The following is a 22,776-nucleotide window of genomic DNA, read 5'->3' as shown; positions in this document are numbered from 1 at the left end:
AGCTCGATCCCGGCAAGGGGCTGAAATCGGGGAGGTCAAATCATCCGATCGCGAAATCAGCCGCCGTCTCGGCGTGAATGGCCGTGGTGTCGAACGTCTCGACCGATGTGTCGTCCGGGCCGACCAGCATCGTGATCTCGGTGCAGCCGAGGATCATGCACTCGGCGCCGCCGGCGACGAGCGCCGCCATCACGTCCTGGTAGCGACGGCGCGAGGGCGCAGCGACGATCCCGAGGCACAGCTCGTCATAAATGATGCGATTCACCTCGGCGCGCTCGTCTGCGGGAGGAATCAGGACGTCGAGACCGTGCGCGCGCAATCGGTCGATGTAAAAGTCTTCCTCCATCGTGAACTTGGTGCCGAGCAATCCGACCCGCCGGTATCCCTTGGCCCGGATCCGCTGCGCCGTCGCGTCGCCGATGTGAATGAACGGGACGGTCATGCTCGAGATGATCTCGGGGGCCAATTTGTGCATCGTGTTCGTGCACAGCACGATCGCTCGCGCGCCGGCGCTTTCAAGGCGCCTGGCCACCTCCGCCAGACTGGCCGCCGCCTCGCTCCAGCGGCCGGCGTATTGCATCTCCTTGATCCCCTGGAAATCGTAGGAATACATCAGCAGGGGGGCGGAATGCAGCTTGCCCATGCGGTCGCGGACCCGCTCGTTGATGAGCTTGTAGTAGAGCGCGGTGCTCTCCCAACTCATGCCTCCGATCAGACCGATGGTTTGCATTCCGGTGCTCCAGCCGAGTTGGTTCGGCCGGATCGTAGACGAAGATTTCGAAGCTCGCCATCGTGACCGCGGACAGAGCCTGTAGTGCAAACGGCAGGGACGGGCATGACGCCTGCGCAGGCTGCGAGACGCCTTTCGAACTTGCGCGCTCTCTCGGCCTGTCCTACGCCAGTTTCCGAATATGAGTGCATCGCCAAAGCCTTGAGGGAGCCGACATGACCATTCGCAACACCCGCACCGGGGGCCAGATCCTGATCGATCAGCTCGTCGCCCAGGGCGTCGAGCGCGTCACCTGCGTGCCGGGCGAGAGCTATCTGGCGGCCCTCGATGCGCTGCATGACAGCCCGATCGACGTCGTGATCTGCCGTGCCGAAGGCGGCGCGGCGATGATGGCGGAGGCCTATGGCAAGCTCACCGGGCGGCCCGGCGTCTGCTTCGTGACCCGCGGACCCGGCGCCACCAATGCCAGCCACGGCGTCCACATCGCGATGCAGGATTCGACGCCGATGATCCTGTTCGTCGGCCAGGTCGACACCGGCATGCGCGAGCGCGAGGCGTTCCAGGAGCTCGACTACAAAGCCGTGTTCGGCTCGATGGCGAAATGGGCGGTCGAGATCGATCGCCCCGACCGCATTCCGGAGTTGGTCGCGCGCGCCTTCCGCGTCGCCATGCAGGGCCGTCCCGGTCCCGTGGTGATCGCGCTGCCGGAGAACATGCTGACCGAGACCGCGGCCGTTGCCGATGCCATGCGCATCGAGCCCGCCGTGAGCTGGCCGGCGCCTGCCGATATCGAGCGCGTCGGTGCGATGCTTGCCGGCGCCAAGGCGCCGCTCGTCATTCTCGGCGGCTCACGCTGGACGGATGAGGCGGCGAGGAGCATCGCGCGCTTCGCCGAGCGGTTCGACCTGCCGGTCGCGACCTCGTTCCGCCGGGCCTCGCTGATCGACGCCGACCATTCACACTATGCCGGCGATCTCGGCATCGGACCGAGCCCGGGCCTGAAGGCGCGCATCGAGGGCGCCGATGTCATCCTGCTCATCGGCGGCCGCATGTCGGAGATGCCGTCCTCGTCCTATACGCTGCTCGACATTCCCACGCCGCGGCAGAAGCTGATCCATGTGCATCCGGGCTCGGAAGAGCTCGGCCGCGTCTATCAACCGGCGCTGGCGATCCAGGCGACGCCGGCCGCCTTCGCCGCCGCCGTCGAGACGCTGAAGCCGGCTGGAGCCGTCGCCTGGAAGGGCGAGGCGGCCAAGGCGCATGCGGATTATCTCGCCTGGACCGAGAAGGCGCGCGAGCTGCCAGGCACGTTCCAGTACGGCCAGGTGATGACTTGGCTGCGCGACCGCTTGCCGAAGGACGCGATCGTTTGCAACGGCGCCGGCAATTATGCCGGCTGGATTCACCGCCATCACCGCTTCCACAGCTTTGCCGCGCAGCTCGCGCCGACCTCGGGCTCGATGGGCTACGGCGTGCCGGCGGGCGTGCTTGCCAAGCGGCAATATCCGGATCGCGTCGTCGTCGCTTTTGCCGGTGATGGCTGCTTCCTGATGAACGGCCAGGAATTCGCGACCGCCGTGCAATACGACGCGCCGCTGGTCGTCATCGTGGTCGACAATTCGCAGTACGGCACCATCCGCATGCACCAGGAGCGCGACTATCCCGGCCGCGTCGTCGGCACCCAGCTGAAGAACCCGGACTTCGCGATGTACGCCAGGGCGTTCGGCGGTCATGGTGAGCGGGTCGAGCGTACCGAAGAGTTCGCACCCGCCTTCGAGCGCGCGCTCGCTTCGGGCAAGCCGTCGATCCTGCATTGCATCATCGATCCGCGCGCGATCTCGGTCGGCAAGGACTTTGTGCCGCAGGTGAAGGCGTAAGCAATGCCTGAGGGCCGTCACGTCGCCATCATCGGAGCCGGCGCGGTCGGCGTGATCAGCGCCATCGAGGCACTGCGCGAGGGCCATCGCGTCACGCTGATCGATCCGGGCGAGCCCGGCGGCGAACAGGCGGCGAGCTATGGCAATGCCGGCTGGCTGTCGTCGCATTCGGTGATCCCGCCGTCGGAGCCGGGCGTCTGGAAGAAGGTGCCGGGCTATCTCCTGGACCCGCTCGGCCCGCTCGCGATCCGCTGGTCTTACTTGCCGAAGGCGCTGCCCTGGCTGGTCAAGTACCTGCTCTCGGGCTGGACCGAGGCGCGGGTCGAGACGACGGCGTCTGCGCTGCGCGACCTCTTGAAGGATGCGCCGCTGCTGCACAAGAAGCTTGCCGAAGAGGCCGGCGTACCCGAACTGATCGAGCGCAACGGCGTGATGCATGTGTTCACCTCGCGCGGCAATTTCGACAACGATCTCGGCTGGCGCCTGCGCAAGAAGCTCGGCGTCGAATGGCTGGAGCTCAACGCCGACGAGATGCGCCAGCGCGAGCCGGACCTGCATCCGCGCTACACCTTTGGCGTGGTGGTGGAGGAGGCCGGGCGCTGCCGCGATCCCGGCGCTTATGTCGCGGCGCTCGCCGCTCATGCGATCGCCAGTGGCGCGAAGCACGTGCGGGCCAAGGCGACTGGTCTGAAGCTCAACGGCGACAAGCTCGTCGCTGTGCTCACCGAGACCGGCGAGATCGCTTGCGATGCCGCGGTGGTCGCGGCCGGTGCCCGCTCGAAGCAGCTCACCGCATCAGTCGGCGATTCCCTGCCGCTCGAGACCGAGCGCGGCTATCACGTCATGATCGAGAAGCCGGAAGTAGGTCCGCGCAGCTCGATGATGGTATCCGACGCCAAGATGGTGGTGAACTGGACCGACAAGGGCCTGCGTGCCGCCGGCACGGTCGAGATCGCCGGTCTCGAAGCCGCGCCGAACTGGAAGCGTGCCGAAATCCTGCGCAACCATCTGCTCGGGATGTTCCCGAAACTGCCGAAGGACATCCCGGCCTCGCGCATCAAAACCTGGTTCGGCCATCGCCCGAGCATGCCGGACGGACGTCCCTGCATCGGCTATGCGCGCGCCTCCCGCGACATCGTCTATGCCTTCGGCCATGGCCATGTCGGCTTGGTCGGCTCGGCCCGCACCGGCCGTCTTGTCGCCCAGCTCCTGAGCGGCAAGCAGGCCGAGATTCCACTCGCGCCGTTCGCACCCGATCGTTTCCTCTGAGAGCGCACCATGACTTATCCTGCCAACTCGCCTTCTCGCATCGCCCGTGGCGGCAAGGCCGTCTATGGCGCGCCGCTCGGCATCCTGATGCTGGAAGCGCGCTTCCCCCGCATCCCCGGCGACATGGGCAACGGCACGACCTGGCCGTTCCCGGTGCTCTATCGCGTCGTCAGCGGCGCCTCGCCGGAGAAGGTGGTGCTAAAGGGTGCGGCCGGCCTGCTGCCGGACTTCATCGACGCGGCCAAGGATCTGGTGCGGCTGGGGGCCGAGGCCATCACCACCAATTGCGGCTTCCTCTCGCTGTTTCAGAAGGAGATCGCGGCGGCCGTCGGCGTTCCCGTCGCGACCTCCTCGCTGATGCAGGTGCCGTGGGTGCAGGCAACCCTGCCGCCGGGCAAGCGCGTCGGCCTCGTCACGGTATCAGGCTCGACCTTGACGCCGGCCCATCTCGAAGGTGCCGGCGTGCCGCTCGACACGCCGCTGGTCGGCACTGAGAACGGCAAGGAGTTTTTCCGTGTCCTGATCAAGGCCGAGAAGGACGACATGGACATCGCCCAGGCCGAGCGCGACGTGGTCGAGGCCGGCAAGGAGCTCGTTGCCAAAAATCCGGATGTCGGCGCCATCGTGCTCGAATGCACCAATATGCCGCCCTATGCCGCGGCGCTTCAGGCTGAAGTGGGATTGCCCGTCTACGACATCTATTCCATGATCACCTGGTTTCATGCGGGCTTGCGCCCGCGCGTATTCACGTGATTTGACGGTGAGATCGTCCGAAGTCCTGGAGTGAGACCATGAAACTGTCCGGCAAGGTCGCCGCCATCACCGGCGCGGCGCGCGGCATCGGCAAGGCCTGCGCGAAGAGATTTTTGGACGACGGCGTCAAGGTCGTCATCTCCGACGTCGACGCCGATGGCCTCGCCGCCACGGCCGCCGAGCTGGGACGGCCGGATGCCTTGCGCACCGTCGTCGGCAACGTCGCCAGGCGCCCTGATGTCGATCAGCTCGTCGCCACCGCGGTGAAGGAGTTCGGCCGGCTTGACATCATGGTCAACAACGCCGGCGTGGCTCGCAATCAGGACATTCTCGACATCACCGAGCAGGATTTCGACGAGATCATCGGCATCAATTTGAAGGGCGCGTTCTTCGGCGTGCAGGCGGCGGCGAAGCAGATGATCGCGCAAGGTGGCGGCGGGGTCATCATCAACATGTCCTCGGTGAACGCGCTGCTGGCGATCCCGGCGCTGGCGACCTATGCCATGTCCAAGGGCGGCATGAAGCAGCTCACCTCCGTCGCGGCTGTCGCACTGGCCCCACACAACATTCGTGTCGTCGCGGTCGGGCCGGGGACGATCCTGACCGACATGGTGGCGTCGTCGATCTACACCTCGGAGGATGCCCGCAAGACCGTGATGTCACGCACGCCGGCGGGCCGTGGCGGCGAGCCGAGCGAGGTCGCGTCCGTTGTCGCGTTCCTTGCCAGCGACGATGCGTCCTACATCACCGGGCAGACGATCTATCCGGATGGCGGCCGGCTGGTCCTGAATTATACGGTGCCGGTGAAGGAGAAGTAGGGCGGCTCCATTCTCGCTGTCGCCCGGCTTGACCGGGCGATCCAGTATTCCAGAGGCCGGCGTTGAAGAGCTCGCTCTCGCCACATCCGCTGCGGCGTACTGGATTCCCCGCTTTCGCGGGGAATGACAATCGTCGTAAGGTGGGCAGTCTGCCCCTCACTCCGCCGCGATCGTCATCCCGTGACCCAGCCGCTTCGAGATGCCGCTGGCACAGTCGCGCAGCGCGTGCGCGATCGGGCTGTCCCAGCGGGCATCAAAGGTGCCTTCGGGCCCCATCGCGGTGATGACCAGCGCGACGTGGCCGGAATGATCGAACACCGGCGCGGAGAACGCATTGACGCCGGGCAGGGGATCGCCGAGCGCACGGGCGAGGCCGTGCTTGCGGACCTCGATCAGCATCTCGGCGACCTTCGCGCCCTTCACGGCGCGCTTTGGATTGTAGCCGACGCCGTGACGGTCGAGGCCGCTGTCGAGCGCGGCGTTGATCGTCTTCTCCGGCAGGAACGCTGCAAAGGCGCGGCCGGTCGCGGTCTCCAGCAGCGCCATCACCGAGCCGACGCGCATCACGATGTGCACCGGCTGGGCCGGCTCTTCGAGCTGCACCACGGTCGGGCCGTGCGTGCCCCAGACCGCGAGCGAGACGGCGTGGCCGATCTGGCTCGCGAGGCCAGCGATCTTGGGACGCGCGATGCGCACACCGGAGAGGCGGCGCAGGCTGATCAGGCCGAGCTCCAGCGCCAGCGCGCCGATCTCGTAACGGCCGGTGGTCTCGTCCTGCTCGATCAGGCCGATGCGGGAGAAGCTGGCGAGATAGGGGTGCGCCTTGGCCGGGGTCATGCCGGCCTCGCGGGCGAGATCGCGCAGCATCATCGGCTCGCCGCTCCTTGCGAGCGCGCGGAGCAATTCTCCGCCGACCTCGATCGACTGGATGCCGCGGCTCTCTCTCTTCATGCGCCTCCTGGCGTTTTGCTTACGCCGCGTTGCGCTTGGCGGCGCTGTCGGCAAGATGTCTGCCGGCAATGTAGCCGAAGGTCAGCGCCGGCCCAAGGGTGATGCCGGCGCCGGGGTAGTTGCCCCCCATGATGCTCGCCATGTCGTTGCCGGCAGCGTAGAGGCCGGGAATCACCCGGCCTTCGGCGTCGAGCGCCCGCGCGTTCTCGTCGGTGACGATGCCGGCATAGGTGCCGAGATCGCCGATCACCATCTTGATGGCGTAGAACGGACCGTTCTCGATCGGCGCAACGCAGGGGTTCGGGCCGTGCAGCGCATCGCCCTGGTAGCGGTTATAGGCTTTGGTGCCTTTGCCGAAATCGGTATCCTGGCCCAGCGGCGCCGTCACATTGAACTGCTTGACGGTCTCGACGAACGCCTTCGCATCGATGCCTGCTTTCGCCGCAAGCGCTTCCAGCGTATCGCCGCGCATGAGGTAGCCGGTCTTCAAATGATGACCCAGCGGCATCGGGAAAGGCGGTACGCAGCCGAGGCCGTACGTGCGCAACGTCTTGTGGTCGCAGACCAGGAAGGCGGCGATCTCCTCGCCGGGCTTGGCCGCCTTGACCATGGCCTGGACGAAGTCGTGATAGGAATTTCCTTCATTGGCAAAGCGCTTGCCGTCGGGCATCACCGCGATCACGCCGGGTTTGGCGCGGTCGATGAAATGCGGCATCACGCCCTTGGAACCGTCCTTACGCGTCGTCAGCGACACCGGCACCCAGGCTGCCGCGTTCGGCAGGCGGTCCTCAATGCGTCCGCCGGCGGCCTCCGCCAAACGTAGTCCATCCCCGGTATTGCCGGTCGGCCCGGGTGAATAGTGCTCATTGCCGGTCGGCGCGTGCGGAAACATTTTCCTGCGGCGTGCCGCGTCGTGCGGGAAACCGCCGCAGGCGAGCACGACGCCTTGTCGCGCGCGGACGCACACCTCGCGTCCCTCGCGCGAAACGATCGCGCCGGTGACGGCACCGTTCTCGACCGTCAGCTCGCGCACCGGAGAGGACAGCCACATCGGAATCTTCAAGTCGAGCGCGGATTTCGCCAGGCGTCCTGCGAGCGCATTGCCGTTGGTCAGCGTCATGCCGCGGCCGTAGCGGAGCACGTCCATCAGATGCCGCGACAGCCGCTTGGCGACATAGACCGCCGAGGTCAGCGACTTCGTCACCCGCATGAAATGGATGATCTCCTTGCCGGAGCCCAGCATCATGCCGAACACGGTCAGCTCGGGCAGCGGCTTGCCCAGCGTCTTGATGAGGTCGCCGAGCTCGCGGCCGTCGAACGGGCGCGTCACCATGGAGCGGCCGCCCTGCGCGCCGCCGGGCGCTTCGGCGTGATAATCGGGAAACACCAGCGGCATGTCGAAGCGGAGCGCGGTCTTGGTGGTGAAGAAGTCAACCGCCTCGGGGCCAGCGCTCAGGAAGGCATCGACCCGTGCCGCGTCGTAATTGTTGCCTGCTTCGTGCCGCAGATAGGTACGTGCCTGCTCCGGCGTCTCCTCGATACCGTAGGCCTTTGCCAGCGAGGTGCCGGGAATCCAGAGCCACCCGCCGGAGCGGGCGGTGGTGCCGCCGAAGCGCGGCTCCTTCTCGACGATCAGCACGTCGAGCCCGCGATGGCGCGCGGTGATCGCCGCCGACATGCCGGAGCAACCCGATCCGGCCACGAGCACATCGCACTCGTAAGTCTCAATGGCGCTAGGATCGGTGCCGGTCATGTCTCACCTCACTTCTTCAGGAGCGGACATTTGGATTCGGAGACCGGGCGGAAGGCGTCCTCGCCCTTCACGGTCTTGACGATGTCGAGATAGTCCCACGGCTCCTTGGACTGCTCGGGCTTTTTCACCTTGGCGAGATACATGTCGCGGATGACGCGGCCGTCCTCGCGCAACTTGCCGCCGTGAACGAATGTATCCTCGATCGGCAGCTCGCGCATCTTGGCCATCACCTTGGCGGAATCGTCGGTGCCGGCCGCCTTGATGGCCTTCAGATAGTGCAACACCGAGCCGTAGACGCCGGTCTGGATCATGGTCGGCATCACCTTGGTGCGCTCGTAGAACTTCTTCGACCAGGCGCGCGTCGCCTCATCCATGGCCCAGTAGGATGCCGTCGTCATGTAGGTGCCCTGCGCGGCCTTCAGCCCGATCGCGTGCACATCGGTGTCGAACATGAGCAAGCCGACGAGCTTCTGGCCGCCCTGGACGAGGCCGAACTCGCCGGACTGCTTGATGGCGTTGTCGGTGTCCTGACCGGCATTGGCGAAAGCGACCACGTCGGACTTCGAGCTCTGGGCCTGCAGCGCGAAGGAGGAGAAGTCGGCGGTGTTGGTCGGATGCTTGACGCCGCCGAGCACCTTGCCGCCCATCTCGTTGATGAAGCGCGTGGCATCCTTCTCGAGCTGCTGGCCGAAGGCATAGTCGGCGGTGATGAAGTACCAGGACTTGCCGCCTTCCTTGATCACGGCGGAGGCCGTCACTTTGGACAGGGCATAGGTGTCGTAGGTGAAATGCACGGTGTTGGGGCTGCACAGCTCGTCGGTCAGCGAGCTCGCGCCGGGGCCGGAGAGCAGGGCGATCTTATTGCGCTCGCGCACCATGTTGTGCACGGCGATCGCAATGCCGGAATTGGGGATGTCGACGACGGCGTCGACCTTGCCGTTATCGAACCAGCCGCGGACGATCTGCACGCCGACATCGGTCTTCATCTGGTGGTCGGCGCTGATGATCTCGATCGGCTTGCCGAGCACGGTGGGGCCGAATTCCTCCACGGCCATCTTCGCTGCCTCGACCGAACCCGGGCCGCTATTGTCGCGGCCCCAGCTCGACAGGTCCGTCAGCACGCCGATCCGCACCACGTCGTCGGAGACTTGTGCGGTGGCCGCTGTGGTCACGGCTGCCGAAGTCATGGCCGCGAGCATGGCGGAGGCCAGAAGCCCTTTCATTGTCGTTCCCTCTCTTATTGGCCGCTTGGCGCGCCGGATTTGAAGAAATTAGATATTAGCTAACTAATTTGTCAATAGCGAATGGCGTGGTTGGGGCGAGTTCCGCGGTTGCGGCACCGAACGCTCACGTGTCCCGGGCGCGCTGCAGCGCTCTTGCGCTGCTGCACAGAGCCGGGACCCATGCGGCACTGATTGCTCGAGGAAGCATGGGTCCGGCTCTGCAGCGCATCACTTCGTGCTGCGCAGCGTCCGGGGCACGAGAGCGACCAAGTGCGCGGGCAGGTTGCAACCGTCATCACGATTATTCATGATGCCCTCTGGAATCGTTGGGGCAGGGCATGACGATAGCAACGGGGGTCTCCGCGGCGGAGCGATCGACGACGGCGCATGTGGTGTGGGCGAGCGCGCTCGGCACCGCCATCGAGTGGTACGATTTCCTGATCTACGGCACGGCGGCCGCGCTGGTCTTCAACAAGCTGTTCTTCCCGAGTTTCGATCCCTTCTTCGGTACGCTGGCGGCGTTCTCGACCTACGCGGTCGGCTTCGTCGCGCGGCCGATCGGCGGCGCGATCATCGGGCACTACGGCGACCGGCTCGGCCGCAAGACCATGCTTGTCGCGACCATGATCGCGATGGGACTCGGCACCTTCCTGATCGGCTGCCTGCCGACCTACAGTCAAATCGGCGTCTGGGCCCCGATCCTGCTCGTTATCCTTCGTTTCGTTCAGGGCATTGGGCTGGGGGGCGAGTGGAGCGGCGCGGTCGTGATGGTGATCGAGCACGCCGGCAATCGCCGCGGCTTCTACGGCAGCCTGGTGCAGGTTGGCTTCCCCGTCGGCGTCGCCGCATCGACCGGCATCTTCGGCCTGATGACGAAGCTGCCCGAGGCGGATTTCCTCAGCTGGGGCTGGCGCGTGCCGTTCCTGATCAGCATTCTGCTCGTCGGCGTCGGCTTCATCGTGCGGCTCAAGCTCGCCGAGACGCCTCACTTCAAGGAGATCGTCGAACGCAAGGAGGTGCTGGCGCAGCCGGCTCTCGAGGTGCTGCGCCGCGACTGGCGCAGCTTTCTGCTGGCGATCGGCATCACCGTGTCGGAGGTTGGGCTGGCCTATCTCCTCACCGTGTTCACGGTGGTCTACGCGACGACGAAGCTCGGTCTGCCACGGCAGGTGATCCTGGATGCCGTGGTCTATGCCGCGATCGTCGAGTTCGCGACCTTGCCGCTTGCAGGCTGGCTGTCCGACATCTTCGGACGCAAGGCGCTTTATCTTGCCGGCGGCATATTCTCGGTTGCGCTGGCCTTTCCGCTGTTCTGGTTCCTCGACACCAGGGAGCCGGCGCTGATCACGCTCGCGCTCGTCGTCACGATGACGCTCACCCATGCGCTGCTGTTCGGGCCGAAGGCCGCGTTCATGCCCGAGCTGTTCCGCACCCAGGTGCGCTACAGCGGCGCCTCGCTCGGCGCCAACGTCGCGGCGGCGCTGAGCGGCGGCTTCTCGCCGCTGATCGCGGCTGGGCTGCTGGCATGGGCCGGCTCGTACTGGGCAGTGTCGGTCTACATCGTCGCGCTGTCGATCGTCACGATCATCGCGACGCTGATGGCGCCGGAGACGGCGCGGGATTTGCTACAATCCTGAACGTCGGGACAAGCAAGCGGGATTTGCGGCGTTCGGAAACACCAGGAAGGTGATGGTCGTCGGCGCGAGCCGAACTGCTCCCGGCGGTGTTGCGCGGGCCTCTAGCCGCGGCAGCTGGCCAGCTGTGGTCAGCGCGAGTCTCTTGCCGTTCAACTGCACAATCGTGCCCTGCAACCGCGCCGCGTGCAGTGTGTACCGTTCGGCGGAGTCCGATAACGTCAGCGCGTGTGACGTGCGGCGCGACGCGTTGATTGCGAGCAGCGACACCGCACCTGTCGTGGCCGGGTGGCAATGCGCATAGAGATGGAGATCGCGCGGGGCAGGTTTGCCTGCGTCGAGCACGATCGTTCCCATCAGCCGGCGCCAGAGCAGCGCGGCCCAATAGCTCGGCTGCGGCCGGAATGTTGCTTCGTCGAGCAGGCCGTAATCGCTGGCGGCCAGCGTGTTGTGCATCACCACCTCGACGCCGGCCCTCGCCAGGCGTCCGAGCTGGTCGAGATAGCGGAACGTGTCGAGAAAGGTCCGGTCCCATCGGTTGCCGCCGCAGGCCGCATCAGCGGTCTCGGTCAGCCAGATCGGCCTGCTCGGCTCGAATGCGTCGCGCAGGGCCTGATAGGTCCTGAGTGTCGTATCCGTGCGGGCCAGCCATTGTTCCGAGAGGGCCTGCGCCGGATCATCGTGCCCGCCGCAGCGCGGCGAGATCGTGTTGTAATGGTGATAGGAGAAGCGATCGACGCCAAGCCCGGATGCGGCAAGCAGGTCGCGTGTGGTGATGCCCGCACCGAATGGCGAAGGTGCGTCGCCAACCGAGCCCGGGCCGAGGATCAGCGTCTCAGGTGCGGCGCGCCGCACCCAATCGCGGAAGACCTTGAAGTCACGGCCATAGGCGGTCGCATCGTATCCCGTCGGTGCGCCGCCCGTCACTGCAAGCGTCGGCTCGTTCATGAATTCGGCGGCGGCGATACGGCCACCCAGCGCGCGCGTGGTGTCGACCAGCTGCTGCGCCTGATCCGGCTTCCATAGGCCGTTGGCATCACGGCTGCCGGAACTGATCGCAAAGGAGGTGACGATCTCCGCATCGACCGCACGCGCGAACTCGACGACGCCGCTCCACTGCGCCCGGCTGAGCACCGAATTGAATCCCGGCGGCGGCTTTCCCGGCGCCTCGGCAAAGAACGTTGCATTGGCCCAGGTGCCGCTCACGCGCAGATAGGCTGGCGACAACGCCGCGGCGAGTAGGCGCAGTCGCGCATTGGCGAGATCGATCGGCGGTCGCGCGCTGTAACGATCCCGCTCATCGAAGGCACGTCCCGTTGGCGGATAGGGCTTCCAGAACCGCCCGCCGGTCACCTCCACCATCTCGATGTTGTAGGATTGAAAGCGCGCGTCGATCGTTCCGAGCGCTTTCAGATCGGTGGGTGCGATGAAGATATCGCCAGCGTGCGCCGCGCACATCGTTGCGGTCACGAGCAGCGCGATCGTCGTCATGCGCCGGCCCCGATGCATGCGAGGCAATCCTGGCCTTTATCCAGATCAACAATTTATCTGTATTTTTACCTCATATCGACGCCTACCGGAGCACTCGCCGCCGGTAGCGCCTCAGGAGCCGACCGCCGGCGGCAAGGGGGCGGTCCCGGCACCAACAACCAGGGGCACAAAAAAATCTTCGGCAGCCCCCTTGAAATCGACATTCGTTTTTCTAAGTCGTTTTTCGCCGCGAGAGCGGTGTGCCGGATGCCAGAATCGGGTCCGGCACGGGCGCCGGGCTGGTCTTTTCGGACCCGTCTGAATCCCCGCCTTGCGCTCCTTCGTATCCATCTTGCTCTTTGGAGGACTTGGTTATGAGGACCAGTTTCGACTTCGCGCCCCTGTGGCGCTCCACCATCGGCTTCGATCACCTGGCCGACCTCGTCGACAGCACGCTGCGCCAGGCGACCGAGGACAACTATCCCCCCTACAACATCGAGCGCTCCGGCGAAGACCACTACCGGATCAGCCTTGCCGTGGCGGGTTTCGGCGCGAGCGATATCGCCGTGACCGCCGAGCAGAACGCGCTCACCATCGAGGGCAAGAAGCCCGAGACCGCTCCGCGCGAATACCTGTACCAGGGCATCGCTGCGCGTCCGTTCCGGCGCGTGTTCAACCTCGCCGACTACGTCCAGGTGAAGCAGGCCTCGTTCGAGGACGGGCTCCTGATCATCGACCTCGTCCGCGAGGTTCCGGAAGCCATGAAGCCGCGCCGGATTCCGATTGCGGGCGGCGCTCCTGCGGCATCTCAGATCGAGCAGAAGAAAGCAGCCTGAGCGCTCGATCGATCAAACGGCGGAACGCGGCGCGCGGATGCGCGGGCCGCGCTCCCGATGCATGAAGGAGAGAACCATGGCTTTTCGTGATCTCATTCCCTGGTCGAGAAACCAGGAGCTTGCGCCGGTGCGCGATACTTTCGATCCCTTCCTGACGCTTCATCGCGAGATGAACCGTCTGTTCGACGACGTCTTCCGTGGCTTCGGCGGGACCGGCCTGTCGCCGCTGATGGAAGGTCGTTTCGGCTGGCCGAAGGTCGAGCTCAGCGAGACCGACAAGACGCTGACGGTCTCGGCCGAGCTTCCCGGCCTGACGGAGAAGGACATCGAGGTCGAGATCGCCAATGGCGTTCTGACCGTCCGCGGCGAGAAGAAGGCGGAACGCAACGGCGAAGGCAGGTACTTCACCGAGCGCTATTACGGCGCCTTCGAACGGCGAATCCCGCTGGAGGGCGTCGAGGAGGACAAGGCCGAGGCGTCGTTCAGCAACGGCGTCCTGACCGTGTCGCTGCCGAAATCCGAAAAGACGCGCGAAGGCGTCAAGCGCATCGCGATCAATACGCATTAGTGTCAATCGGGGCGGCGGCGATTGGCGCCGCCGTCCCGTAGTCGTCAACAACCCCGTCCCTTTGGAAAGGAGTTTGAGGGAGGCACCGCCAATGACCAACGTGAATACCAATGTCGGCACTCTCAATCCGCTGTTTCATCCCGCGGCCCATTACAACTCGCCTGCCGAAGTCCTGAATGCCGAGGAGCTCTCGACGCCGGAGAAGCGCATCATCCTGTCGTCCTGGGCATCCGACATGTACGCGGTCGAATCCTGTCCGGCCTTGCGCGAGATCCCCAGCATGAGCCACACGGTCCGGCTCGTCGACATTCTGACCGCCCTGCGCAAGCTCGACGGTGACAATGACAATGACGACCCACCGCGCGGCGGCGGCGTGCCGATGCGGCTGCGGCGGCCATGGGCCGCCGCTGAAGGGCGGGCCGCATGATGTTCACCCCACCATTCTCGGACTGGTGCTGCTCGGCCAATCCTCGGCAGCCTGGGCCGTTCCTTATCTAGCATTGCAGGGGTGGATCGTCGCGCCACGCGACGGAGGCTGAAGCCACCAGGGTCTCGAATATCCACACAACACAAGCGGCAGGTGACGATGATGAATGCTGTGCGTCTGCTTTTCCTGGCCTTGCTGGTGCTGACGCACAGTATCGCAGCCTGCCGGCCGGCCAGATTCCGGATCTGAAGACCGGCGGCTCGGTACCGACCCTGGCGCCGCTGGTGCGTCAGGTGATGCCCGCCGTGGTCAACATTTCCGTTCACGGCCGCGTGCGCGAGGACAACCCGCTCTATCGCGATCCGCTCTTCCGCGAATTCTTCGACGTTCCCCGGCAAATCGAGAGGGAGGTCAATGCGACCGGCTCCGGGGTCATCGTCGATGCCCAGCGCGGCTATGTGCTGACCAACAATCACGTGGTCGAAGGCACCTCCGCGGTTCAGATCACGACCAAGGACGGCCGGCAGTTTTCCGCCATCATCGGCCGTGATCCGCCGACGGATGTCGCGGTGCTCCAGGTCCAGAATCCGGCCGGGCTCAAAGCGCTTCCCTTCGGAAATAGCGACGGGCTCGAGGTCGGTGATTTCGTCCTTGCGATCGGCAATCCCTTCGGCCTCGGCCAAACCGTGACATCAGGGCTCGTCAGCGCGCTGGGACGGACCGGCCTCGGCAAGCAGGGCTATGAGGATTTCATCCAAACCGATGCGGCGATCAATCCCGGCAATTCCGGTGGAGCGCTGGTCAGCCTGCGCGGCGAGCTCGTCGGCATCAACTCGGCGATCATCTCGCCCGCGGGCGGCAATGTCGGCATCGGCTTTGCCATTCCGGTCAACATGGCGCGCAAGGTGATGGTGCAGATCATTGCCAACGGTCGCGTCGAGCGCGGCCGCATCGGCATTTCGCTGAAGGATCTGCATCCGTCAGTCAACAAGGGATTGAGTCAAGGCGCCGTCATCGCCGAGATCGCGGCGGATTCGCCCGCCGAGAAGGCCGGCTTGCGCAAGGGCGATATCGTGACCGGAGCCGACGACCGCCCGATCCGCACCGCCGCCCAGCTCCGCAACACGATCGGCCTTACGCGGGTCGGCGAGGATGTGAGGCTTACTCTGCTGCGAAATGGTGCGCCGCTCACCGCCACCGTGCGGGTGGCGCCAGCGCTCGAACCCTCCAGTGCGCTCGCAGGCCCCAATCGTCTCGTTCGCTGAACCGAAAGCAGGGGGGCGGTTCGTCCCCTGCGACGGTCGCGGGCCGTATGATCTCCGGCTCAGGCCGCGCGGTGATCCAGCCCCCCTTGCAGGTCCTGGATCAGCCGCCGCTCGCGCTCGATGCGTTGGCGATAGAGCTCGCGCTCATGCTCGTTCTTCGCGCTTGCAAGAAGCAGTTCGTAATGGCCGATCACCTTCTCGCTGCCTCGAATGAGCAAGTCTCGCTGATTGTTCATTGCGCCACCCCCGTCGCATTGGCCGGCGCTCCCGGTGCGCGGAAGCTGACAGGAAAGGTCGCTGCGGTCAGGCCATCGAGCGCCGATTGCTCTTCTGCGAGGCGTCTCTCGATGAAATGGCGCTCCAGCTGCGACAGCCTGGTCTGCAGCAGGCGCCGGTAGCGGTGGATGTTGTTGCGGTGCGCACGAATGCGGGCCAGATTCTCATCGAGCATCGTCGTCTCTCCAGACGGTCGCGTTAAGTCCTTTGAATTTTCCGAGGGTGAGAAAGTCTCTTCTCGGCGAAAAAAATTATGCAGCGGAAGAGCGGTGTCAAGATGTTCGAAGCCCGTGCCGTGCCCGTCCTTGTTGCTGGCACGCTGAAGATCGACTATCAGCCAGATCGGAGCGCTTGACGCTGCCCAAGGACAAGGAAGGGAGCACCTGACATGAGAAGGATCTCACCGACGCGACGGGACCTGATTGCAACCGCGGCGGCGGCCACCGCAGTGTCCCTGGTCGAGGTCGCGCCGGCCGCAGCGCAGGCCGGACCGAAGCCGATCTTCCCGGTGCCGATGGTCACGATCCCGATCGTCGGCGAGACCCAGGTGTTTCAGGTCCGCCGCATCTACTGCATCGGGCGCAACTATGCGGCACATGCGATCGAGCGCGGCTCGGATCCGAACCGCGAGCCGCCGTTCTTTTTCCAGAAGCCGACAGACGCGATCCAGAACGTTGCGATCGGCGAGGTCGCCGATCATTCCTATCCGTCGCTGACCAAGAATTATCATCACGAGGTCGAGCTGGTCGCCGCGCTGAAGTCCGGCGGCACCAATATCCCGGTCGATAAGGCGCTCGACCACGTCTATGGCTACGCCCTCGGCCTCGACATGACCCGGCGCGATCTCCAGAACGGCATGGCCGCCGAGAAGAAGCCCTGGGAAATCGGCAAGAGTTTTGACCACGCCGCGGTGCTCGGCCCGATTCACCCGGCGAGCAAGACCGGTCATTTCGAGAAGGGCGCGATCTCGCTGGCCGTCAACGGGACCGTGCGGCAGAACTCGGATCTCAGCAAGATGATCTGGAGCGTGGCCGAGCAGATCGCCAAGCTGTCGGAAGCGTTCGAGCTGAAAGCCGGCGACATCATCTATTCCGGCACGCCGGAGAATGTCGGCCCCGTGGCGAAGGGCGACGTGCTGCTCTGCAAGCTCGAGGGCCTGCCCGACATGTCGATCAAGATCGTGTAGCGGCCGCTGCCGCTGCCGCAACCGCCAGTGGCAGCGGAGCCCTGCCATGGCCGGGTTCCGCGGTCGATTGCCTTTTGTTGGCCGGCAAGTGAACCTCGTGCGGCCATATTTGAGAACGAGTGAATTCCCGTGAGGGAGGCGCTCCGATGAACAAAGCTCTGATCACTGCTGTCGCAATGCTGGCCTGCGTGCCTGCGAGCGCGGTTGCGCAGGAGCGCGCAGGCGATGCGGCGCTCGGCGCGGTCTCGGGCGCGGTCGTGCTGGGCCCGGTCGGTGCGGTCGCCGGAGCCTTGATCGGCTACACGGCCGGACCTTCGATCGCCCGCTCCTGGGGCATGAGAGGTTCGCAGTCGGCAAGACACCGGCAGCCGCCGCGCCGCGCGGCCGCGACCGGCGGCCCGTCGCGCACGCGCGAGGCGATGGCAGCAAACGGCCAGATGCGAGCTGCCGGCAATCCGGCCCCGCCGGTTCAAGCCGCGCCCGCCGTGCCGGCGCAATCCCCGGCACCGCCCGTTCAGGGATTTGACTGAGGTCGGAAGCTTCAAGCTGGGGCCTACCTGACGCGCTTTGCGTCCTGCTCTAGGCCTGGCCGAGAATCTTCTTCGCAGCACGAAGGTGCGGCTTGTCGATCATCTGGCCGTCGAGCCGCAGCGTGCCGGAATTGGGATTGCTCGCGAACGCCGCGATCACCTTCTCCGCCCATATGCGCTCGGCATCGGTCGGCTCGAAGGCCGCGTTGACGATGTCGACATGCTTGGGATGGATCAGCGCCTTGGCCGAAAAACCGTCGCGCCGCGCCGCACGCGTTTCGGCTTCCAGGCCCGCGAGATTGTCGATGTCGGTATAGACGGTATCGATCGGCGCGACCTCGGCGGCCGCCGCGGCCATGAGGCAGAGATCGCGCGCGAGGCGATAGGGGCTGTGGAACACGCCGCCAGAGGCCTTTTCTGTGGCGCCGAGCGAGGCCGAAAGATCCTCAGCGCCCCACATCAGCCCGGCGAGGCGAGGGGAGCAGCCCTTGTAGCTGCCGAGCCCGAAGATCGAACTGGCCGTTTCGGTCGCCACGCAGACGATGCGGGTCGCGCCGACCGTGATGCCGGCCGCCGCCTCGAGCGCTTCGAGCCAGGTCGCGACCTGCCGCACGTCGTCGCCGCCTTGCGATTTCGGCAGCACGATGCCGTCGGGCCTGCCCGGCATCACGGCGGCAAGATCAGCCAGCGTCATGCCGGTATCCAGAGCATTGACGCGGACGTAGAGCTGATGCGGGCCGCTGCGTCCCTTCAGCATCGACAGCGTCAGCGTGCGCGCTTCCGCCTTCTTCTCGGTGACGACGGAGTCCTCGAGATCGATGATCAGCGCGTCGGCCCTGCCTTCGCTCGCCTTCTCGAATTTGCGCGGGGAATCGCCCGGCACGAACAGCATCGAACGCATCAGACCGGCCTCTTGTGCATCATCGCCATGCGGCGGCATTTGCCGACGATCTCGTTGTTCTGGTTCAGGGCGTGGTGCTCGAACTCGACGATGCCGGCCTTGGGCCGCGATTTGGATTCCCGCACCGAGAGCACCTTTGTCGTCGCCCGCAAGGTGTCGCCATGGAAGACCGGTTTCGGAAACGTGACGTCGGTCATGCCGAGATTGGCGACGGTGGTCCCCAGGGTCGTATCATAGACCGTCATGCCGATCATGATGCCGAGGGTGTAAAGGCTGTTGAAAATGCGCTGGCCGAACTCGGTCTTTTCGGCGAAATGCGCGTCGATGTGCAGCGGCTGGGGATTGAGCGTCAGCAGGCTGAACATGGTGTTGTCCATCTCCGTGACGGTCCGGGTCAGCGGATGCCTGAACTCCTGGCCCACGGAAAAGTCCTCGAAATAAAGTCCGGCCATCGCGGTTTCCTCCCTGCGAAATAACGGCGCGCTCGCACCGTCGCGCCGCATGACCCCATGCATGGTAGACACACTTCGCGGACAAATTCACGTATCTGTGCGCAGTTTTTCGAGCTAAGAACGCGGGCGAGGGCACGTCCAGACGCAGCAAGCGGCGACGGCCTTTGCGTGGGGAACGCGAAGGAAAGGGATGGCGCGGTCGCGGCTCCCAAGGAGGAGATCAGGCACATGGATTTCGCGCTCACCGATCAGCAGGAAGCCATTCGCGACGCCATCGCCAAGATCTGCGAGGGCTTTCCGGATGCCTATTGGCTGAAGAAGGATCACGACGGCGGCTTCCCGCACGACTTCCACAAGGCCTTAGCAGACGCCGGCTGGCTCGGCATCTGCGTGCCGGAGGAATATGGCGGCTCCGGGCTAGGGATCACGGAAGCCGCGATCATGATGCGCACCATAGCCGAATCCGGCGCCGGCATGTCCGGTGCCTCCGCCGTGCACATCAACGTGTTCGGGCTCAATCCCGTTGTGGTGTTCGGCACGGAAGAACAGCGCAAGCGCATGCTGCCGCCGATGGTCGACGGCCGCGAGAAGGCGTGCTTTGCGGTGACCGAGCCCAACACCGGCCTCAACACCACGCAGCTCAAGACGCGTGCGGTGGCCAAGAACGACCGTTACATCGTCAACGGCCAGAAGGTGTGGATCTCGACCGCGCAGGTCGCGCACAAGATCCTGCTGCTGGCGCGCACCACGCCTCTGGAAGAGGTGCGTTCGCCGACCCACGGTCTCAGCCTGTTCTACACCGATTTCGACCGCAACAGGATCAAGGTCCACGAGATCGAGAAGATGGGTCGCAAGATCGTCGATTCCAACGAGCTGTTCTTCGAGGATTTCGAGATCCCGATGGAGGATCGCATCGGCGAAGAGGGCAAGGGCTTCCAGTACATCCTCGAAGGCATGAACCCCGAGCGTATCCTGATCGCGGCGGAAGCCGTTGGCCTCGGCAAGCTGGCGCTGTCGCGCGCGACCGAATACGCCAAGACGCGCGTCGTGTTCAACCGCCCGATCGGCAAGAACCAGGGCATCCAGCATCCGCTCGCGGTGAACTGGGTTGAGCTCGAGGCGGCCTGGCTGATGGTGATGTCGGCGGCCTGGCAGTACGACAAGGGCATGCCCTGCGGCGCCGCGGCCAATGCCGCAAAATATCTCGCGGGCGAAGCCGGCTTCTCGGCGTGCGAGCAGGCGGTGATGACCCATGGCGGCTTCGGCTATGCCAAGGAATTCCATGTCGAGCGCTATTTGCGTGAGGTGCTGATCCCGCGCATCGCGCCGGTCAGCCCGCAGCTCGCGCTCAGCTTCATCGCGGAAAAGGTGCTGGGGCTCGCGAAGTCGTACTGAAAGAGTCTTGTGGCGCAGATCACATAGGCCGCCTATTCGGCGGCGATCCGTTCCATCGCCATGGCACGAAGCCTGGCGCGCTGGATCTTGACGCCGTTGGCACTGTCGGTGACAGGGAAGGCGTCCACGACATAGATCCGCGCCGGCACCTTGTAGCCGGCAAGCCGCTCGCGCAGGCGCGCGATCAGCGTCTCCTGCATTGGCGGCTCCTTCGTCGGGGTCACGAAGGCGACGCAGCGTGCCTGGCCCTTGATGTCGACCGCGACGACCTGGGCGTCGGCCACGCCGGCGCAGGATTTGAGCTCGTCCTCGATCTCGCCGGGCGCAACCAGGAAGCCGCCGAGCCGCATCGCATCGCCGGCGCGGGTCTCGTAGACGAAGGAGCCGTCGCCGCGCAGCCGGCCGATGTCGCCGGTGCGGAAGAACCCGTCGGCGGCAATCGCATCGCGCGTCGCGTCCGGATTGTTGAAATAGCCGAGGAAGCGCGAGGGTGCGCTGATCTCGATCTCGCCGGAGACGCCTTGGGGCGCGAGCTCGCCGGTCTCGGTGTCCCGGACGCGCACTTTTGCATCAGGCGACATCGGCCAGCCGCCGCCCTCGATGCGATCGGCGAAGGCATCACCGGCGCGGCCGATCGAGAACAGGGCCTGCACCTCGCTCGAGCCGTAGAGGCCGAACAGCTTCATGCCGCGCGCCTCCGCCTCCGCTGCCAGCTCGCGCCAGCCGGGCTGGAATGCGGCGAAGCCGCAGATTTCGAGATGCGGAAACGGCCGTGGCGCATCGGTGAGCGCAAGGATGCGGCGGAACATCTCGTCCGAGCCGAAGGAATGCGTGATCCTGCACGCGCTGAGAATCTTCAGGGCCGGCGCGGCTTCGAAGGCGTCGAGCACATGGATGGTCGCGCCGGCCGCGATGAAGCCGAGCAGGCTGGTCATGCCAAACGTGCCGCAGAACGGCAGCATGGCCAGCAGCGAATGACGCCGGTGATCGAGTTGGAGCGCGTGGGCGACCGAGGCGGCGTGCGTGGCCAGCGTCCGCTGCGAATGCGCGACCAGCTTCGGCCCCTTTGTGGTGCCTGACGTCGTATAGAGCAGCACGGGCAGGTCGACGTCATCTTGAATCGGCGGAGCCGGTGGATAGGGCTTCTCAAACGCATCGAACCGCAGGCAGGCCCAGTGCGCCGGGATCGCATCCGCGCCGACCACGGCAAGCTGTTGCAGTGCGGGCACCTCGGCCTTGGCGACGTCGGCGAGGATGGCGGCAAAATCGATCGAGCGAAATGCGGCCTCGACCACCATGAGCTTGGCACCGGACAGTTTGAGCAGATGCGCAACTTCCGCGCTGCGGTAGCGCGTATTGACGGCGGCGACGACCGCACCGAGCCGTGCGGCGGCGAACAGCAGTGCGAGCCATTCGACCCGGTTGACCAGCCAGACCGCGACGACGTCGCCCTTGCCGATGCCTTGGGCCGCAAGCCAGGCGGCAGTCTGCTCGACCTTTGCCAGGAATTCCGCGCGCGAGACCGGAACGCCGTCAAACACGAGAGCAGGATCGGCGGCGGTCTCGATCCGGATCAGCGATTGCAGCGAAAATGCGTTGGCGCTCATGCCACCTGGAGTAACGCGCTCGCGCAAACCTGTCTACTTGGTGCCGAACATCCGGTCGCCGGCATCGCCGAGGCCCGGCACGATGTAGCCGTGATCGTTGAGCCGCTCGTCGATCGCGGCGGTCCAGATCGGCACGTCGGGATGCTCGCTCTGGAACTGGGCGATGCCCTCGGGCGCGGCCAGAAGGCAGACGAAGCGGATGTCGCGGGCGCCGCGCGCCTTGAGCAGGGAGGCGCCGGCGCAAGCCGAGTTGCCGGTCGCCAGCATCGGGTCCATCAGGATCACGGTGCGGTCGGACAGGTCCTGCGGCGCCTTGAAGTAATATTCCACGGCCTGCAACGTCTCGGGGTCGCGGTAGAGCCCGATATGGGCGATGCGCGCCGAGGGCATCAGCGCCAGCATGCCGTCGAGGAAGCCGACGCCGGCGCGCAGGATCGGCGCCAGCGTGAGCTTCTTGCCGGCGATCTTCGGCGCCTGCATTGGCGCGATCGGCGTCTCGATCTCGACCAGCTCCAGCGGCAGGTCGCGCGTTACCTCGTAGCAGAGCAGCATCCCGATCTCGTTCAGGATCTCGCGAAAGCTCTTGGTCGAGCGATCCTTCTCCCGCATCAGGGAGAGCTTGTGCTGGACCAGGGGGTGGACGACGACGTTGACGTTGCTGGTGCTCATGAAACCGCTCTACACGGTTCCGTGAAACTGCGCCAGATCAGGCAGGCCTTTTCCGCGGGATAGGTGGCCTTAGCCCGTCAACGCGACCGCGGTGCGGGTCCGGTTGCTCGCTTCAAAGGCAGCCATGGTCAGTTCGCGGTCGATCGCTGCGCGCATGGCGTCCATGGCTCTCTGGCGCAGGCCTCT

Annotated in this window: 22 protein-coding genes and 1 pseudogene; 12 read left to right on the top strand and 11 right to left on the bottom strand. The window is 65.4% G+C overall.

Going from position 1 to position 22,776, the window contains the following annotated elements:
- Positions 1–40: 40 nt before the first annotated feature.
- Positions 41–730 (bottom strand): aspartate/glutamate racemase family protein, encoded by a 690-nt coding sequence (locus YU9_RS0110315; protein ID WP_027572748.1) that lies wholly within the window; start codon positions 728–730, stop codon positions 41–43.
- A gap of 215 nt (positions 731–945) precedes the next feature.
- Here YU9_RS0110315 and YU9_RS0110310 point away from each other — a divergent pair, with 215 nt between their 5' ends.
- From YU9_RS0110310 to YU9_RS0110295, 4 genes are read left to right on the top strand one after another with little or no spacing between them, the layout of a single operon-like run.
- Positions 946–2,607 carry a thiamine pyrophosphate-binding protein gene (locus YU9_RS0110310; RefSeq protein ID WP_027572747.1) on the top strand — a complete coding sequence of 554 codons (1,662 nt, stop codon included), beginning with the start codon at positions 946–948 and terminating at the stop codon, positions 2,605–2,607.
- A gap of 3 nt (positions 2,608–2,610) precedes the next feature.
- Positions 2,611–3,876 carry an FAD-binding oxidoreductase gene (locus YU9_RS0110305; protein ID WP_027572746.1) on the top strand — a complete coding sequence of 422 codons (1,266 nt, stop codon included), beginning with the start codon at positions 2,611–2,613 and terminating at the stop codon, positions 3,874–3,876.
- Between the two features lie 9 nt (positions 3,877–3,885).
- Positions 3,886–4,629: an aspartate/glutamate racemase family protein gene (locus YU9_RS0110300; RefSeq protein ID WP_027572745.1), complete on the top strand. Its 744-nt coding sequence runs from the start codon at positions 3,886–3,888 to the stop codon at positions 4,627–4,629.
- A 38-nt stretch (positions 4,630–4,667) separates the two neighbouring features.
- The gene (locus YU9_RS0110295) at positions 4,668–5,447 is read left to right on the top strand and encodes an SDR family NAD(P)-dependent oxidoreductase (RefSeq protein ID WP_027572744.1); all 780 of its coding nucleotides are present in this window, start codon (positions 4,668–4,670) and stop codon (positions 5,445–5,447) included.
- A gap of 156 nt (positions 5,448–5,603) precedes the next feature.
- Here YU9_RS0110295 and YU9_RS0110290 read toward each other — a convergent pair whose 3' ends face one another.
- The 3 genes from YU9_RS0110290 to YU9_RS0110280 are packed head-to-tail and all read right to left on the bottom strand — an operon-like array spanning position 5,604 to position 9,374.
- The gene (locus YU9_RS0110290) at positions 5,604–6,398 is read right to left on the bottom strand and encodes an IclR family transcriptional regulator (protein ID WP_027572743.1); all 795 of its coding nucleotides are present in this window, start codon (positions 6,396–6,398) and stop codon (positions 5,604–5,606) included.
- 19 nt (positions 6,399–6,417) lie between these two features.
- Positions 6,418–8,151, bottom strand: a complete 1,734-nt coding sequence (locus YU9_RS0110285) for an FAD-dependent oxidoreductase (protein WP_027572742.1) — start codon at positions 8,149–8,151, stop codon at positions 6,418–6,420.
- 8 nt (positions 8,152–8,159) lie between these two features.
- A complete protein-coding gene (locus YU9_RS0110280) occupies positions 8,160–9,374 on the bottom strand; it encodes an ABC transporter substrate-binding protein (RefSeq protein ID WP_027572741.1) in 1,215 nt (404 codons plus the stop codon).
- A 338-nt stretch (positions 9,375–9,712) separates the two neighbouring features.
- Between YU9_RS0110280 and YU9_RS0110275 the strand changes: the two genes are divergently transcribed.
- Positions 9,713–11,011, top strand: a complete 1,299-nt coding sequence (locus tag YU9_RS0110275; protein ID WP_027572740.1) for an MFS transporter — start codon at positions 9,713–9,715, stop codon at positions 11,009–11,011.
- Here the strand turns inward: YU9_RS0110275 and YU9_RS0110270 are convergent.
- A complete protein-coding gene (locus tag YU9_RS0110270; protein ID WP_245266333.1) occupies positions 11,000–12,517 on the bottom strand; it encodes a hypothetical protein in 1,518 nt (505 codons plus the stop codon). The two genes, YU9_RS0110275 and YU9_RS0110270, sit on opposite strands and share 12 nt — an antisense overlap.
- A gap of 335 nt (positions 12,518–12,852) precedes the next feature.
- On the opposite strand from YU9_RS0110270, the gene YU9_RS0110265 reads away from it, so the two are divergent.
- The 4 genes and pseudogenes from YU9_RS0110265 (at position 12,853) to YU9_RS0110250 (ending at position 15,574) form a co-directional block, all read left to right on the top strand.
- Positions 12,853–13,314 (top strand): Hsp20 family protein, encoded by a 462-nt coding sequence (locus YU9_RS0110265; protein WP_027572738.1) that lies wholly within the window; start codon positions 12,853–12,855, stop codon positions 13,312–13,314.
- 76 nt (positions 13,315–13,390) lie between these two features.
- Positions 13,391–13,882 (top strand): Hsp20/alpha crystallin family protein, encoded by a 492-nt coding sequence (locus tag YU9_RS0110260; RefSeq protein ID WP_027572737.1) that lies wholly within the window; start codon positions 13,391–13,393, stop codon positions 13,880–13,882.
- A gap of 91 nt (positions 13,883–13,973) precedes the next feature.
- A complete protein-coding gene (locus YU9_RS0110255; protein WP_027572736.1) occupies positions 13,974–14,309 on the top strand; it encodes a hypothetical protein in 336 nt (111 codons plus the stop codon).
- A gap of 153 nt (positions 14,310–14,462) precedes the next feature.
- Positions 14,463–15,574: pseudogene (locus YU9_RS0110250) on the top strand (trypsin-like peptidase domain-containing protein).
- 59 nt (positions 15,575–15,633) lie between these two features.
- On the opposite strand, the gene YU9_RS48925 reads toward YU9_RS0110250, so the two are convergent.
- Both YU9_RS48925 and YU9_RS0110240 read right to left on the bottom strand, forming a co-directional pair.
- Positions 15,634–15,810, bottom strand: a complete 177-nt coding sequence (locus tag YU9_RS48925; protein WP_198028222.1) for a hypothetical protein — start codon at positions 15,808–15,810, stop codon at positions 15,634–15,636.
- Positions 15,807–16,025, bottom strand: coding sequence for a hypothetical protein (locus tag YU9_RS0110240; protein WP_027572734.1), 219 nt, complete (start codon positions 16,023–16,025; stop codon positions 15,807–15,809). The genes YU9_RS48925 and YU9_RS0110240 overlap by 4 nt, the downstream gene beginning before the upstream one ends.
- A gap of 213 nt (positions 16,026–16,238) precedes the next feature.
- Here YU9_RS0110240 and YU9_RS0110230 point away from each other — a divergent pair, with 213 nt between their 5' ends.
- Together YU9_RS0110230 and YU9_RS0110225 are read left to right on the top strand one after the other, a co-directional pair.
- The gene (locus YU9_RS0110230) at positions 16,239–17,036 is read left to right on the top strand and encodes a fumarylacetoacetate hydrolase family protein (protein WP_027572733.1); all 798 of its coding nucleotides are present in this window, start codon (positions 16,239–16,241) and stop codon (positions 17,034–17,036) included.
- 146 nt (positions 17,037–17,182) lie between these two features.
- Entirely contained in the window at positions 17,183–17,566 is a 384-nt protein-coding gene (locus tag YU9_RS0110225) for a hypothetical protein (RefSeq protein WP_036017215.1), read from the top strand.
- 49 nt (positions 17,567–17,615) lie between these two features.
- On the opposite strand, the gene YU9_RS0110220 is transcribed toward YU9_RS0110225, so the two are convergent.
- Complete coding sequence (locus YU9_RS0110220; protein ID WP_027572731.1) at positions 17,616–18,467, bottom strand: CoA ester lyase; 852 nt, start codon at positions 18,465–18,467, stop codon at positions 17,616–17,618.
- A complete protein-coding gene (locus tag YU9_RS0110215) occupies positions 18,467–18,970 on the bottom strand; it encodes a MaoC family dehydratase (RefSeq protein WP_371259135.1) in 504 nt (167 codons plus the stop codon). Before YU9_RS0110215 ends, YU9_RS0110220 begins: the two co-directional genes overlap by 1 nt.
- Positions 18,971–19,147: 177 nt before the next feature.
- On the opposite strand from YU9_RS0110215, the gene YU9_RS0110210 reads away from it, so the two are divergent.
- Positions 19,148–20,314: an acyl-CoA dehydrogenase family protein gene (locus YU9_RS0110210; RefSeq protein ID WP_027572729.1), complete on the top strand. Its 1,167-nt coding sequence runs from the start codon at positions 19,148–19,150 to the stop codon at positions 20,312–20,314.
- A gap of 32 nt (positions 20,315–20,346) precedes the next feature.
- On the opposite strand, the gene YU9_RS0110205 is transcribed toward YU9_RS0110210, so the two are convergent.
- Together YU9_RS0110205 and upp are read right to left on the bottom strand one after the other, a co-directional pair.
- Positions 20,347–21,921: an AMP-binding protein gene (locus YU9_RS0110205; protein ID WP_027572728.1), complete on the bottom strand. Its 1,575-nt coding sequence runs from the start codon at positions 21,919–21,921 to the stop codon at positions 20,347–20,349.
- Between the two features lie 33 nt (positions 21,922–21,954).
- Positions 21,955–22,590, bottom strand: coding sequence for a uracil phosphoribosyltransferase (gene upp / locus YU9_RS0110200; protein ID WP_027572727.1), 636 nt, complete (start codon positions 22,588–22,590; stop codon positions 21,955–21,957).
- Between the last annotated feature and the right edge of the window lie 186 nt (positions 22,591–22,776).

This window comes from Bradyrhizobium sp. WSM1743 (assembly GCF_000473065.1).
Classification (GTDB): domain Bacteria; phylum Pseudomonadota; class Alphaproteobacteria; order Rhizobiales; family Xanthobacteraceae; genus Bradyrhizobium.
This window is presented reverse-complemented; position numbering and strand designations above follow the sequence as displayed.

Excerpts from the sequence above, each read along its gene's own strand:
- YU9_RS0110300 (WP_027572745.1), top strand. The coding sequence starts at position 3,886 with ATGACTTATCCTGCCAACTCGCCTTCTCGCATCGCCCGTGGCGGCAAG.
- YU9_RS0110225 (WP_036017215.1), top strand. The coding sequence starts at position 17,183 with ATGAACAAAGCTCTGATCACTGCTGTCGCAATGCTGGCCTGCGTGCCT.
- YU9_RS0110260 (WP_027572737.1), top strand. The coding sequence starts at position 13,391 with ATGGCTTTTCGTGATCTCATTCCCTGGTCGAGAAACCAGGAGCTTGCG.
- YU9_RS48925 (WP_198028222.1), bottom strand. The coding sequence starts at position 15,810 with ATGAACAATCAGCGAGACTTGCTCATTCGAGGCAGCGAGAAGGTGATC.
- YU9_RS0110205 (WP_027572728.1), bottom strand. The coding sequence starts at position 21,921 with ATGAGCGCCAACGCATTTTCGCTGCAATCGCTGATCCGGATCGAGACC.
- YU9_RS0110285 (WP_027572742.1), bottom strand. The coding sequence starts at position 8,151 with ATGACCGGCACCGATCCTAGCGCCATTGAGACTTACGAGTGCGATGTG.
- YU9_RS0110255 (WP_027572736.1), top strand. The coding sequence starts at position 13,974 with ATGACCAACGTGAATACCAATGTCGGCACTCTCAATCCGCTGTTTCAT.
- YU9_RS0110310 (WP_027572747.1), top strand. The coding sequence starts at position 946 with ATGACCATTCGCAACACCCGCACCGGGGGCCAGATCCTGATCGATCAG.
- YU9_RS0110315 (WP_027572748.1), bottom strand. The coding sequence starts at position 730 with ATGCAAACCATCGGTCTGATCGGAGGCATGAGTTGGGAGAGCACCGCG.
- upp (WP_027572727.1), bottom strand. The coding sequence starts at position 22,590 with ATGAGCACCAGCAACGTCAACGTCGTCGTCCACCCCCTGGTCCAGCAC.
- YU9_RS0110305 (WP_027572746.1), top strand. The coding sequence starts at position 2,611 with ATGCCTGAGGGCCGTCACGTCGCCATCATCGGAGCCGGCGCGGTCGGC.
- YU9_RS0110295 (WP_027572744.1), top strand. The coding sequence starts at position 4,668 with ATGAAACTGTCCGGCAAGGTCGCCGCCATCACCGGCGCGGCGCGCGGC.
- YU9_RS0110240 (WP_027572734.1), bottom strand. The coding sequence starts at position 16,025 with ATGCTCGATGAGAATCTGGCCCGCATTCGTGCGCACCGCAACAACATC.
- YU9_RS0110210 (WP_027572729.1), top strand. The coding sequence starts at position 19,148 with ATGGATTTCGCGCTCACCGATCAGCAGGAAGCCATTCGCGACGCCATC.
- YU9_RS0110290 (WP_027572743.1), bottom strand. The coding sequence starts at position 6,398 with ATGAAGAGAGAGAGCCGCGGCATCCAGTCGATCGAGGTCGGCGGAGAA.
- YU9_RS0110265 (WP_027572738.1), top strand. The coding sequence starts at position 12,853 with ATGAGGACCAGTTTCGACTTCGCGCCCCTGTGGCGCTCCACCATCGGC.
- YU9_RS0110220 (WP_027572731.1), bottom strand. The coding sequence starts at position 18,467 with ATGCGTTCGATGCTGTTCGTGCCGGGCGATTCCCCGCGCAAATTCGAG.
- YU9_RS0110270 (WP_245266333.1), bottom strand. The coding sequence starts at position 12,517 with ATGCATCGGGGCCGGCGCATGACGACGATCGCGCTGCTCGTGACCGCA.
- YU9_RS0110230 (WP_027572733.1), top strand. The coding sequence starts at position 16,239 with ATGAGAAGGATCTCACCGACGCGACGGGACCTGATTGCAACCGCGGCG.
- YU9_RS0110280 (WP_027572741.1), bottom strand. The coding sequence starts at position 9,374 with ATGAAAGGGCTTCTGGCCTCCGCCATGCTCGCGGCCATGACTTCGGCA.
- YU9_RS0110215 (WP_371259135.1), bottom strand. The coding sequence starts at position 18,970 with ATGCGGCGCGACGGTGCGAGCGCGCCGTTATTTCGCAGGGAGGAAACC.
- YU9_RS0110275 (WP_027572740.1), top strand. The coding sequence starts at position 9,713 with ATGACGATAGCAACGGGGGTCTCCGCGGCGGAGCGATCGACGACGGCG.